Here is a 12,666-nt window from a genome sequence, read left to right as displayed (position 1 = left end):
GTTGACGTACACAGACCGGTCGGCGCACTCTGAACATCACACTTCTGTGACTGTGACCACATTCGATAAGACCGGGGCCCATGACCACTACGCATCCGCTACCCGAGCCGGCGCTCGCCACGGGCGAGGATCCGCGCGAGTACGCGCAGGTCCTCCACGCGGTCCACGACGCAGCGATGGCCGGGTTGCGGCTCCCCGCCCGTCCTCGACCGGTGATCGGACAGTCGTGGGCCCGTGCCGCGGACGCAGGCGTCGACCCCGACGTCGGCGGTCCGGTCGACCCGATCGCCGACGCCGATCTCGACCGACGCCGCGCCGCGTCCGGCCTCGCCGACCTGCTGGACGACCTCACACAAGGTCTGGACGCGGTCCTACGCGACAGCCCGAACATCCTCGTCGTCGCCGACGCCGGCGGGCACGTCCTATGGCGGGCGGGGACCTCCACAGTGCGGCGCCGCGCCGACGGTCTCGGGTTCGTCGAGGGCGCCTCGTGGGCGGAGAACGCGGTCGGCACCAACGCGATCGGGACCGCGCTGACCGCCCGGCGGGCGGTGCAGGTCTTCTCCGCTGAACACTATGTCCGCAGCCACCACACCTGGACATGCACCGGAGCGCCGATTCGGGATCCCCGCACCGGCGGCATGCTCGGGGTGGTCGACGTGAGCGGCCCCGCGTCGTCCATCCACCCGACGACTGTCGCCCTCGTCGACTCGGTCGCACGACTGGCTCAGGCACGGCTGCAGAGTGCGCACCGGGACCAACTCGATCTGTTGCGTTCGGTCGCTGCGCCGATCCTCGCGCGGGCGGGCAGGCCTGCGCTGGCCGTCGACGAGTTCGGGTGGGTCGCCGCCGTCGACCGCGTCGAACCGCACCGCCGCATCAGCCTTCCACTCGATCTCGCGCCGAGCCGAACCACCGTCTCGGGCCTCGGGCTCTGCGACGTCGAGCCACTGCCCGGCGGCTGGTTGATCCGGCAGGCCGGCCACGCCGAGCGAACGGGGAGCACGGTCACGATCGGCGACGTCGTCACCGTGACCTCGGGAGACGGCGAGTGGACGCATCGCCCGTCACCACGACACCTCGACCTGTTGACGCATCTGGCACATAACCGCGACGGCGTGAGCGCGGCCGAACTGGCCGCCGCGATCTTCGGGGACTCGTCACGCACCGTCACCGTCCGCGCCGAGATGTCCCGACTACGAAGAACGTTCGGGGGACTGCTCGCTACGCGGCCGTACCGGTTCGCGAAGGAGGTGACCGTCCGCCTCTGACGGTGCCCGCACGTGTCCGTTAGCCTGGTGCGGTACATGCGGTTCACGGAGGGAGAGCACATGCTCGTCGTCGCGCAGATCAGCGATCTGCATTTCTGCGGCGACTCGGACCGTCGAAACCGGATAGCCGGGGTCCTGGACTATCTGCGTGACCGCTGCGGCGGCGCGGCGAACATCGACGCGCTCCTGGTGTCCGGCGACCTGACCGACGAAGGCAGCGTCGACCAGTATCGCGAGGCCGCGAACACGCTCGTCACCGGCATCAGAACTCTCACGCTCCTGGGCAATCACGACGACCGTGCAGCGTACCGATCGGTGTCCCGGCCCGACGATGACAGCGACGCGTACGCGCCGATCAACACTGCGCTACTGCTCGACGGGCTGCTGATTCTGGCACTCGACTCGTCGATTCCCGGGCGCAACGACGGTGCGCTCTCCGAAGCGACTCTCGCCTGGGCGAGCGATCGGATCGCCGCGGCAGGCGACGTCGGCGTCCTGGTCGCATTCCACCACCCGCCGACCGCGGTCGGCATGCCCTTCATGGACTCGATCGCGCAGACCGATCCGGCAGGACTCGAGGCCTTCGTGCGATCACATTCTCAAATCATCGGCCTCGTCTGCGGCCACATTCACTCACCGTCCGCAGGCGTGTTCGCCGGCGTCCCGGTCATGACCGCGCCGGGTGTCTCGTCCACGCTGAACCTCCCCTTCGAGGGCGACGACGTCGTCAACGACACCCAGCCCGCAGGCATCGCCTTCCACATCATCGAGGGCCGCCGCCTGACCACCCACTTCCGCGTTGTCCACTGACCCGTTGGATGCCCGACGGCGCTGATCGAGCGGTTGGCGATCAGTCCAATTCGGCCATCAGGCCGGTGAGCGCCGGGTGCTCCGGGGCATGACGGAGCGCTTCGGTGAGAAGCTCGCGCGCCGTGTCCGGCCTCTCGTTCTCAATGGCGTGCATCGCACTCAGGTGCAGGACGGGGATCAGGAGGCCGATCCAGTTCGCAGCACGAGCACGGCCTGCGACGTCCCGCAGCAGCGACTCCGCGGGTTCGGGTTCGCGATCGCGGATGATGTCGGCCCGCGCGAAGTCGAGACGGGCGCGCTCGAAGTCGACGGGTGCCGACGTTGCGAGCTCTTCATACAGGTGGTCGGCTCGACTGAGGTAGGCGGACGAGCGGTCATCGTCTCCGGCGAAGTGCGCGGTGAGGGCCGCCGTGCGCAGCGTGTCGGCGGCCTCGAAATCATCCCCGGCCTGGGTGTACTCGTCGACAGCGGTGTCCAAGTCGTCGAGCGACTCACCGAAACGCTTGAGTTCGGCGTAGTCGACGGCGCGGGCGGCGTGCAACTGCCCCATCATCCCGATCGGTGCCTGGCCGCTGTACGCGTCGACGACGCGTGTGAACGATTCGATCGCCTCACCGGAACGCCCCGCGGACGACTGCGCCCTCGCCAACATCTGCGTACCGTGCAACTGTGCACCGATGTCGCCGATCGTCGCCATCGCATCGACAGCGGGTTCCACGAGTTCGATGATCGCGAGCGGATCCTCGTCCCGCACCAACATGACGTGGGCCAGGTCGAACCGCGACGAGTCCGCGGCATGCTGGTCGCCTTCGACAGTCCACACCGAGACTGCACGTTCGGCGTCGTCGCGTGCGGCGTCGATCTCGCCCGCCTCGAGCAGTAAGCCCGTCCGTGCATTGAGCAGCTGGCCGAGCTGAGCGAACTTGGCGTTCGACTCCGCTTCCGCCATCAGGACGAGTGCTGCGCCGATGTCGGTGTGCATCTGCGCGCCCGCCGCCAACTGCAGGGCATCGACGAGTCCGCCGCGGCACGACATCGCCTGGTCCGGGTCGGCCGACAACTCCACGGCTCGCCGCGCAGCGACGAGGGCGGCGTCGACGTCACCGGCCGGGTCGCCCGCGATCGACGCAGCGGCCGGGTCGTGCCCGTCCAGTTCGCCGACCAGGTCGGCCCGCAGATGGTGCAGGACTGCCCGTTGGGCTGCGGCTTCGGCGTCGGTCGACCCGACTGCTGCAGCCAGCGACGCCGGATCGGAGATCAGTGGGATCTCGCCGCTGTCCACGCGGTCGAGAACAGCCAGGCCCGCGTCGACCGCGGCGACCGCGCGCTCGGCGTCGAACGGCGCCATGGCCATCGCACGCAGTCGGGCGAAGTTGGCCTGCGCTCCCGCACTCCACGACGGGTCCCCTTCGGGCCACTCGAGCAGGGTCTCGGGTTCCGAGTCTGAGCTGTGGACCTCCAGCAGCGCCGCCAACAGGTCCGACTGTGCCGCCCACGACGGATACGTCTCTCGGGTCTCGTGGGCGATACCTCGCAGGTCGACGATCGCTTGCTGTGGATCGTCCCGTCGTCGATCCCACGCGAGCATGTGTCGAGCACGGGCCCGGCTACGTCCTTCGAGTTCGTCGAGTCGACCGCGCAACGCCTGCGCGCACTCCGCGGACCGACGCGGCGACACCGAGCCGAACGCCGAGAGTCCGCTGACCAATTCCTCGGCCGACCGGTCGACCACGGCTTTCACCCGGCCGCCCGCATTGCGGTGCGATCGCGCGGTCCGCAGCGCAAGAGTCTCCTCGAACGCCGACGACACCGCTGTCGACGCGTTCCGCACGTCGAATCGGGCGGCTGCCAGTCGGACCCGATCGGCCAGTTCCTCCGCGAGCTGAGACGCCGAAGCCAGCACTGGTGCACCGTCGTCGTCGCGTCGCGGAACGGCGGTATCGGGGTCGGCCGCCGCCGCCGAGGCGAACGTCGCCGACAGCGCCGCCGACAGGCACGCCTGCTCGTATACGTTGCTGCACTTGTCGACGGCATCGAGGTGCTTGAGTGCCATCGGCAACGCCTCGTCGAGCGCATCGACCCGGATCAACGCCACGAGCGCGTCCGCGATGTGGTTGTAGAGACCGACCGGGCTGTATGTCGCGTCGATCGCCGCCGCTGCACGCACGACCTCATCGCGGCGACCTTCCCGCCCCCAACCCTCGATCAGCGCCGCGTAGGTCTCCGCCGGGTAGAAGCCGCAGCGCTCACTCGGATCACCGTCGAGGTCGGGCATCGACAGTTCCCTTGCCTGAGCGTATCCACCTGCCGCGTTGTAGACGGCGGCAAGCGTTGCCCGCGTGCCCGGTCCGCACGTTCCGGACGGGGGCGTGAAGTCGGTGCAGGCATCAAGGATCCGGATCGCTGCCGCGCGATCGCCCCGGTGGACGGCGACCGCCGCATGCACAGCGGTCTCGACGGCAGGCGCGTAGTAGGCGGTGCCGCGGACCCGGCCTGCCCAATCGGCGACGAGTGCCTCTACCTGGTCGAGGGAGAGTTCCGGGACCCCGAGGAGCGAGTCGAGCAGGTCGACGAAGGTCGTCTCGAACTGCTCGACCTGCCAGTCCTGTACCTCGAGTTCAGCGACGTGAGCGTCCATCGTCTGCAACAACCAGGCGATGAGGGTCAACACGTCGGTGGTCCGACCGGCCCACAGGGCGGCGTACGCCCCTTCCAGCCGGGTGAGGAATCGCAGGTCGAGGTCGTCGAGTTCATCGGCCCTCGCTATCAGCGACGGGAACGGTCCGAAGTCCTCGTGGCCGAAGCGGGGGTCACCGTGCCGTGCCATCCACAGGTCGTCGAGCAGTTCGGAGACAGCGTGGTCCATCGGCTCTGCGCTCGTCATTCGGGGCTCCCTTCGAGCCGGTCACGGGTTGCCAGATCGGCGAGGAGGGTGATCGCCGAATCAAGTTCGGAGGCTGCCGCGATCCGCACCGACCGGCGGGCGCGCAGCATCGCCTGGCTGTAGACGACGCGCACGAGGGCACCGGCGACGACGTCGTCGGCGAGTGCGGGCAGCCGCTGGATCAGCGGATTCGTCGCATTCAACACCAGGGTCGGTCGGGTCGGCGCCGTGTCGCCGTCGTCGATCGCCGATAACGCCGCGAGCCACGCGTCCGGTTCGCCCGCCGTCTGCGACAGCATCGCAGAACGGTCCTGCGCGATCTGTGCGGTGTCGTCGGTGAGGAGCAGCGCCGAGACCGAGTCCGGCTCGAACGCACGCAGCGTCACCTCGCATTGGAACGGCGTAACGGCGCGACGTGCGATGCGTACCGCGGCGTCGAACTCGTCCCGGGTCTCCGGCGACGGCATCGACAACGCCGACAGGAGGAACTGCTGTCCGATCGGCTCGCACCGCATCGACGGGTCGGCGGCGACGATCGCTCTGATCGCGGCGGTCTCGAAGGCGTGGCCCGCGTTGACCAGCCCGATACCGCGGCCGGCGAGGACATCGGCGAGCACCCGATAGTCGTCGATGGTGCCCGCATACCGGATGGTGCCGAAACGTGCGCGGAACGTGGCGAGCGGCATCGGACCGACATTGGTCTCGAAGACACAGTGCTTGTCGACGAAGCCGAGCAGTTCCGGTCGATGCGCGGCGAGCGCCTTCACGCCCTGCTCGTGGACGGAGAGGAATCGCTCGCGGAGCGCCGGGCGATTCCCGAGCCCGGTGAGCCACGTCTGGACCTGGTGGCCCAACGACGCGGCGACCGCGTCGAACAGGTCGTCGCGGACGAGTCCTTCGCGCGAAGCCGTCGGTTTGAGTCCGGTCGCGTCGACGACGATGCGCACGAAGTACGCCCACTCCGGAACCAGTCCGGGGACGTCGCCGATGAGAAGCCCCTTGACGTAGGCGCGGTGCACGGCACGAGCGACGAGGTCGCCGCCGCTCGGCTGCACAAAGGCGACACCGTGCAGACCGGCCTCGGGGACGTTCACGTCGAACATCTCCAGCGGTGTGAATCCGAACTCGTCCTGGCAAAAGGCGACGCGGGCCGCGTCTCGTCCGCCGGAGGGGTCGCCGAACAGTCCGACGCCGGGGTTGACGCGTTCGCCGTTCACGACGATCGGCGTTGGGTGCATCGCGGTGTAGTCGGCCGCCAGCGCACGGACCCGGTCGGGTGCGAGCCACATCTTCGTGTCGCCGCGGCCGTCGATGCGGACTGTCGTGCCGGTCTCGGCGCGGTCGCCTGCCCGCATCTCGACGTGGCCGTCCGACGATCCCGCCCACACGACGGGTTCGGAATCGGCGGCCCGAGACGAGACCTCGATCCGGTCGCCGACCAGGAATCCGCTGAGCATCCCGACCCCGAACTGGCCGATCTGGGTGCTGGAACCGAACCCGAACTGGTCGCGTTTCGAGCTCGCTCCGATGGTGCCGAGAAGGTCGGCGATGGTGTCGGCGCTCATCCCGGTGCCGTGGTCGACGAGCTCGAATGTGCCTCCGTCTGCGGTGATCTCGATCGGCTCGTCGTGACGCCGCGCTGCGCTCTGCGCATCGATCGCGTTCTGCAGCAGTTCCCGCACGTAGACCCCGGGACCGGTGTAGAGATTAGTACCGAGGACCTCGATCAGAGCGCGCAGGTCGACGTCGAACGTAGGGGCGTCATCCATGGATTAGATGGTACGGACGGGCCAGGACCAAAGATCATTCACGTGAGGGATCCGATCACCCGTTGCGCGCGTCCCACGCTTCCCGCACGACTTTCGGGATCCGACCCTTGGGCGACACGTCCAGTCCGCGCATAACAGCCCATTCACGAATCTGCTTCGGCGACGCGGCCGGACCGGCCGGAAGAGCGTCGACGACGACATCGGTCGCTGCGCGCTGCCGGTGTTCGTGCAGTGCCGCACCCAGCCATCGGTAGGTCCATTCCTGTGCGAGTTGCCGGTTGTCACAGAACACGATCGGCACCGACGGAAAGCGGACCTGCGCTTCGGCGACGGCCTCAGCCACGGTCGCCCCTCGCGCGTGCTCGTGCTTGAACACCGCGCTGTAGGGCGCTTCGACGACGACGGCCGCACGGAACTCCTGCGCCATCCCCGCGAACGCATAGTTCAGCTTGCCGTTCATCAGGCTGCTCGTAAGGTCGGCGACCGACTTGCGCTCCACGACGGCGATCAACTGCTCATTGTCGAAGACGGCGTAGTCGCCTATCGGGAGTCGCCGTTTGTCGATGCTCGCCTGCTGGTGGCTGAACTTCCACGCATACTTCTCACCGGAGTCGACGACGATGTCCAGGGTGACGCCATGCGCTCGAGCAGTCGGCAGCGCGACGTTCGGGCGCGCCTGTTTGGCAGTCTGGCGCGACTGCCAGAAGATCATCTCCCGGCCGCGCGCCCAGGTGACGACGAACTGGGACCGGCCTTGTCGGCCGCGCTCGAGAACGAGGTCGATGGCCGCACCTCGCTTGCTCACCGACCGGACGGGAAGCGCCTGGACGATGTCGGGGTCGTCCGGCCAGCCGTCGGCGCGATGACAGTACAACTTGGTAGCGCCCGGCCACGTGTCCTTCGTCTTGAGGACCACACCGCGTGGCCCGAGTGGAACGCGGACCAGATAGGGCAGCGCCGAACCCTCTTCGGGGTTCCGGGCGATGAGGAAGTCGTCTGGCATCGGATCCAGGTTAACGGCCTCGACACTGAACTGTCCGGCCGAAACGCGACGTGGACAGCGCGAAGGGCCCCGGAACGCAGGTTGCGCTCCGGGGCCCTTCGTCTGCGGCAGTTACAGCGTGGAGATGATGGCTTCCACGCGGTCCTTCGCGTCACCGAACAGCATCTGCGTGTTGTCGCGGAAGAACAGCGGGTTCTGGACGCCTGCGTAGCCCGCGGCCATTGACCGCTTGAACACGATGACGTCCTTGGCGTTCCACACCTCGAGAACGGGCATGCCTGCGATCGGCGAACTCGGGTCCTCCGCTGCGGCCGGGTTGACTGTGTCGTTGGCTCCGATGACCAGGACGACGTCTGTCTCCGGGAAGTCGTCGTTGATCTCGTCCATTTCCAGGACGATGTCGTAGGGCACCTTGGCCTCGGCGAGCAGCACGTTCATGTGGCCCGGGAGACGACCGGCGACGGGGTGGATGCCGAAGCGGACGTCGACGCCCTTGGCCCGCAGCTTGGCGGTCATGTCGGCCACCGGGTACTGCGCCTGCGCGACAGCCATTCCGTAGCCGGGGGTGATGACGACCGACTTCGCGTTCGCCAGCAGCTCCGCGGCCGCGTCGGCTTGGATCTCACGGTGCTCGCCGTAGTCGGTGTCGTCGGCCGGTCCGGCCTCGATGCCGAAACCACCGGCGATGACGGAGACGAACGAACGGTTCATCGCCTTGCACATGATGTAACTCAGGTACGCACCCGAGGAACCGACGAGTGCACCGGTCACGATGAGCAGGTCGTTGTTGAGCAGGAAGCCCGAGGCCGCGGCGGCCCAACCGGAGTACGAGTTCAGCATCGACACGACCACGGGCATGTCGCCGCCGCCGATCGATGCCACCAGGTGCAGACCCAGCAGCAACGCGACCACGGTGATGACTGCGAGCAGGATGTAACCGGTGGTGTCGCTGTGCGAGTCGCGTGCGACGTAGACGCCGGTGAGGACCGCGAAGACGACGATCGATCCGACGTTGATGAAGTTCTTGCCGGGCAGCATGAGCGGCGCCGACTTCATCTTGGCCGACAGCTTCAGGTTCGCGATGATCGAACCGGTGAAGGTGACCGCACCGATGAAGATGCCGATCGCGACTTCGGCGGCGTGGATGCCGATGATGGCGCCCTGATCGTCCTGGGCGACGTCGCCCAGATGAGCGCCCTGGATCGCGCCGTTCCAACCGATAAGGACAGCGGCAAGACCGACGAACGAGTGCAACAGCGCGATGAGCTCGGGCATGCCGGTCATCTCGACGATCTTGGCGCGCCACAGGCCGATGAGGCCACCCACGACGACGGCCGCGATGAGCAGACCGATCGGCAGCCACTTGTTGAACGACACCCCGGCTAAGTCGAGATCGTTCAGGTCACTGACGGCCACGGCGATGGTCGCCGCCAGCGCGATGACCATGCCGACCATGCCATAGGTCAGGCCACTCTTGGCTGACTCGTGCTTCGACAGTCCTGCCAGCGACAGGATGAACAGCAGCGATGCGACGATGTACGCCGCGATGGAGATGGAGTTGATGTCCATGACGGTCATGCCCCCTTACTGAACATGCTGAGCATGCGACGGGTGACCGCGAAGCCACCGAAGATGTTGATGGAGGCGAGCAGGATCGCGATCGTCGACAGCACCAAGATCGTGGTGTTGCCGGTGGCGATCTGCAGGAGCGCGCCGACGACCACGACACCCGAGATAGCGTTGGTGACCGACATCAGCGGCGTATGCAGCGCGTGCGCCACCTTGCCGATGACGTAGTAGCCGATCACGATCGCCAGCATGAGCACCGTGAAGTGCTGCGGGATCGGGTCCGGCGCGAACGCGTTGACCAGGAAGAACAGCACGGCCCCGACCAGAACAACACCGACCTTCGCACCGGCCGACATCGGCTTCTTCGACTCCTGTTCCGGAGCCTGCTCGGCAGCAGCGGCCTTCGGGGCCGCGGACACCTGCACCGGCGGCGGCGGCCACATCCCTTCGCCGTCGCGCGTCACGGTGATACCGCGCTGGACGACGTCGTCCATATCGAGCGTCAGCTCACCGTCCTTCTCCGGCGTGATGAGCTTGAGAAGGTTGACGATGTTGGTGCCGTACAGCTGCGAGGTCTGAGCGGCCAGACGGCCTGCCAGGTCGGTGTAGCCGAGAATCGTGACGCCGCTGTCGGTGACGACCTTCTCGTCGGCGACCGCGCCCGCAGCGTTGCCGCCACTGGACGCGGCCATGTCGACGATGACTGAACCGTGCTTCATCGCCGCGACGGTCTCGGCGCTGATCAGCTTCGGAGCCGGGCGGCCGGGGATCTGCGCGGTGGTGATGACGATGTCGGCCAGACGGGCCTCCTCGTCGTACATCGATGCGGTCGCCGCCTCCTGCTCGGCGGTCATCTCCTTGGCGTAGCCGTCTTCGGACTTCTCCGCCTCGAAGTCGACCTTGACGAACTCGGCGCCCATCGACTCGACCTGCTCGGCCACTTCGGGGCGCACGTCGAACGCGCGCACCACGGCGCCCATGGCCGATGCGGCACCGATCGCGGCGAGGCCCGCGACGCCGGCGCCGACGACGAACACACGGGCGGGCGGGATCTTGCCTGCGGCTGTCACCTGGCCGGTGAACATCCGGCCGAACTCGTGCGCCGCTTCGACGACGGCGCGGTAGCCGGCCACATTCGCCATCGACGACAGGACGTCCATCGACTGTGCACGCGAGATGCGCGGAACCGCGTCCATCGCGAGTGCCGTGACGCCTGCGCTCGTGAGCTTCTCGACCAGTTCCGGGTTGCGTCCCGGAGCCATCATCGAAATCAGCACCGCGCCGCGGCGCATCCGTGCGATCTCGTCGTCGGTCGGTGCGTTGACCTTGACGACCACGTCGGCCGCCCATACGTCGTCTGCCGATCCGACGCGGGCGCCCGCGTCCGCGAACACCTCGTCGGGCTGCTCTGCGAGCACTCCGGACGTGGATTCGACGACGACCTCGTAGCCGAGCTGCTGCAGTTGGCCCACCGTCTTCGCGGTGGCCGCAACGAGCGTCTCGCCTGCCTTTGTCTCCCTGGGGATGCCGATCAGCATGTCACTGCCTCTCCCACACTCATATTCCTGTTCTCACTTCATCTGATGTCGCATCGAGTCGGACTCGATGCGACACGTGCGTGAGACGGATAGCAGAAAAGAGGCCGCCCGATTAGGGGCGGTCTGCATCCATCGGCCAGTGCTGCGTCGAACTCGCTCGATGCGCGCGGGTGACACGTGGCCGATCCCGCTTATGAAAAACGTGCGACGAACTTAGCATGATGGCCGAAACCCACATGCCGCTGTAATTTGTGTCACAGGTGCTGCTCAGGTGTGTGCTGCAGCCGATGCGCCGGCACGCCGCCCGAAGTACGACCCTTCACCAAGCTGAGTGCCCGATGCGTAGCCCTTCCCGTCCTGCGCGAGGTTCGCGGCGCAGGCTCCGGCGGCGTACAGGCCCGGGATTACCGAACCACTCTCATTCAGGACCGCACCGTCGACAGTCGTCGCCATGCCGCCGATGGTGAAGCCGGCGTACAGCGCCTTGCCGAGGCTCATGTCGAAGGCCGCCCAGGGCCCGCGATCCTGCGGTGCAAGGAACTCCGGGCTCTTGTGGAAATCGGGGTCCTCGCCCTTGGCAGCATATGCGTTGTAACGGTCCAGAGTCGAAACGAGAGCTTCGCGATCGAGCCCGAGACCGTCGGCCATCTCCTCGACGCTCTCCCACCCGTCGATGAACGGCGCCAACGGGAACTCCGGACGCTGCATATGCGACTCGTCCACGATCAGATAGGCGGCACGATCGGTCTGGTCCATCACGAATCCGGAGGTCCGCGAATGGTAGGAGTCTTCGGCGACGAAGCGCTTGCCCTCCTTGTTGACGACTATGCCGGTCAACAGGATCGACGGCGGGTAGACGGGTGCGGTGATGAACGCCTGGTCCATGTGCTTGAGCTCGGCTCCGACGGACACGCCCATGCGGATGCCGAGCCCGTCGTCGTAGGTGCTGCCGAGGGTGAACGGCTTCTCTGCGAGCTGCGGCACGTGCGCGGCCACCATGTCGGGGTTCATCACGAACCCGCCCGCCGCGATGATCACCGCCTTGGCACGGATGAATCCCTCGTTCTGCCCGTCCTTGTACTGGACGCCGACGACGGCGGTCGAGTCGTCGACGACTAGACGGCGACCGCCGACTTCGTAACGGATCGGCACGCCCGTCTCGCCGAGTCGTTTGACGAGGAGTTCGATCACCATTCCCGCGCCGCCGGTGTCGCCTTCGACGGGAACCTTGTGCCCGCGCGGAGCGGGCACCGCCTTCTCGTTGAACGGCCACACCTTCTCGTTGCCCGTGAACATCAGGCCCTGAGTCTGCGGCTGGATGACTGCCTTCTCCGGGTAGTAGCTGCGTTCGAATTCGAAGCCGAGGTTCTCGAGCCAGTCGAAATGGTCGACGCTGTCCTCGCAGTAGGCGCGGATCTTGTCGTACTCGGGCTCACGAGAGACCGCGGTGATGTACTTGGCCATCTCCTCGGCGCTGTCGGCATGCCCGGTCGCCTTCTGCACCGCGGTGCCGCCGCCGAGGTAGAAGTGCCCACCGGCCATGCACGTCGTGCCGCCCGCGGCGGCCGACCGCTCTAAGACGAGGACGTTCGCGCCGTTCGTCGCCGCCTCGAGCGCGGCACAGCATCCGCCGATCCCCGCGCCGAGGACGAGGACGTCGACCTCGTCGCTCCACTCGGTGACGTCGCTCGCGTTGATTGACTCAGGGATGTCCAGACCACTCATGGGGTTCACCCTAGACGACCGTCTAGAACAAGTTCTAGTTTTCTTTTCTCTCCAGTCACGATCGCGCGAGTGGTACCGCTCAGACAGTGCGAGCCTG

At 67.1% G+C, this 12,666-nt stretch carries 8 protein-coding genes; 2 read left to right on the top strand and 6 right to left on the bottom strand.

Features of this window, described 5'->3' with window-relative positions; genetic code table 11:
• Positions 1-80 precede the first annotated feature (80 nt).
• Both ACTIMF_RS11300 and ACTIMF_RS11295 read left to right on the top strand, forming a co-directional pair.
• Complete coding sequence (locus tag ACTIMF_RS11300; protein ID WP_442350383.1) at positions 81-1,271, top strand: GAF domain-containing protein; 1,191 nt, start codon at positions 81-83, stop codon at positions 1,269-1,271.
• 60 nt (positions 1,272-1,331) lie between these two features.
• On the top strand, positions 1,332-2,081 hold the full coding sequence (locus ACTIMF_RS11295) for a metallophosphoesterase (protein WP_442350405.1): 750 nt from the start codon (positions 1,332-1,334) through the stop codon (positions 2,079-2,081).
• Between the two features lie 40 nt (positions 2,082-2,121).
• Here the strand turns inward: ACTIMF_RS11295 and ACTIMF_RS11290 are convergent, their stop codons facing one another.
• The 6 genes from ACTIMF_RS11290 to ACTIMF_RS11265 form a co-directional block, all read right to left on the bottom strand.
• Positions 2,122-4,965, bottom strand: coding sequence for a hypothetical protein (locus ACTIMF_RS11290; RefSeq protein ID WP_442350382.1), 2,844 nt, complete (start codon positions 4,963-4,965; stop codon positions 2,122-2,124).
• The gene (locus tag ACTIMF_RS11285) at positions 4,962-6,734 is read right to left on the bottom strand and encodes an HSP90 family protein (RefSeq protein WP_442350381.1); all 1,773 of its coding nucleotides are present in this window, start codon (positions 6,732-6,734) and stop codon (positions 4,962-4,964) included. The genes ACTIMF_RS11290 and ACTIMF_RS11285 overlap by 4 nt, the downstream gene beginning before the upstream one ends.
• Before the next feature lie 55 nt (positions 6,735-6,789).
• Positions 6,790-7,737: an ERCC4 domain-containing protein gene (locus ACTIMF_RS11280; protein WP_442350380.1), complete on the bottom strand. Its 948-nt coding sequence runs from the start codon at positions 7,735-7,737 to the stop codon at positions 6,790-6,792.
• A gap of 111 nt (positions 7,738-7,848) precedes the next feature.
• Positions 7,849-9,306, bottom strand: coding sequence for a Re/Si-specific NAD(P)(+) transhydrogenase subunit beta (gene pntB, locus ACTIMF_RS11275; protein WP_442350404.1), 1,458 nt, complete (start codon positions 9,304-9,306; stop codon positions 7,849-7,851).
• 5 nt (positions 9,307-9,311) lie between these two features.
• Positions 9,312-10,844: a Re/Si-specific NAD(P)(+) transhydrogenase subunit alpha gene (locus tag ACTIMF_RS11270; protein WP_442350379.1), complete on the bottom strand. Its 1,533-nt coding sequence runs from the start codon at positions 10,842-10,844 to the stop codon at positions 9,312-9,314.
• 267 nt (positions 10,845-11,111) lie between these two features.
• Positions 11,112-12,569: an FAD-binding protein gene (locus ACTIMF_RS11265; RefSeq protein WP_442350378.1), complete on the bottom strand. Its 1,458-nt coding sequence runs from the start codon at positions 12,567-12,569 to the stop codon at positions 11,112-11,114.
• Between the last annotated feature and the right edge of the window lie 97 nt (positions 12,570-12,666).

The organism is Gordonia sp. (in: high G+C Gram-positive bacteria) (assembly GCF_052106715.1).
Taxonomy (GTDB): Bacteria; Actinomycetota; Actinomycetes; order Mycobacteriales; family Mycobacteriaceae; genus Gordonia.
The sequence above is the reverse complement of the archived record's forward strand: the minus strand, read 5'-3'. Positions and strand labels throughout refer to the sequence as shown.